The organism is Rhodococcus sp. 2H158 (assembly GCF_053764755.1).
The window spans coordinates 1-770 of record NZ_JBSNCE010000071.1; the positions used below are offsets into that span (position 1 = coordinate 1).

A 770-nucleotide genomic window follows, 5' to 3' on the forward strand; every position below is an offset into this window, starting at 1 on the left:
GTTCGTGGCGGCCGCCGAATTCGGAGCCGATGGAGTCCCACAGGGCCTTCATGACCTTGACCCGGTCCACGGCGGTGATGCCGTCGGAGCCGCGGACATACTTGTCCAGGTAGGGCCGCACCTCGGGGCTCTTGAAGTCCGCCGCCGACGAGGGCAGGTAGATCAGGCCGGACGCGACGTCCTGCTCGATGATCTCCTTGATCCGTGGGTAGCCGGAGATCATGAACATCCGGTAGGTCAGGCCGTACTCGAGCTTCGGGATGACGGTGTCGCCGATCCACGGCTCGGGGTCGCGGGCCATCGACTCGGTCAGCGACCAGAACAGGTTGCGCCAGCCGATGACCTCACCGACGCGGGTCTGCACCCCGCGGAAACCGCCGGCGCCGGTCGCATCGAGGGCCTTGAGCAGCAGGCCGGCGATGAAGTCGAGCTTGACGGCGAGGCGGGTGCAGCCCTGGAAGGTGAACCGGGGCAGGAACCCGGACTGCGGGAAGAACGCGTTGATCTTCTCCACATCGCCGTACATGAACACGTTCTCCCACGGCACGAGCACCTTGTCGAAGATGAAGATCGCGTCGTTCTCGTCCATCCGGGAGGACAGCGGGTAGTCGAAGGGGGAGCCGACCACGGCGGCGTTCTGGCTGTAGGAGGCCCGCGAGATCAGCTTGATGCCGGGCGCGTCCATCGGCACCGTGCAGATCAGGGCGAATTCCTTCTTCTTGATCGGCAGGCCGTAGTGGGCGATGAAGTTGTAGTTGGTGATCGCCGAG

The 770-nt window shown here is 64.9% G+C and carries 1 protein-coding gene; it reads right to left on the reverse strand.

Annotation, left to right across the window (positions count from 1 at the left end):
- Positions 1-770: 4-hydroxyphenylacetate 3-hydroxylase C-terminal domain-containing protein (locus ACWPOB_RS28530; protein ID WP_455402873.1), on the reverse strand; the 770-nt coding region annotated here is incomplete at both ends.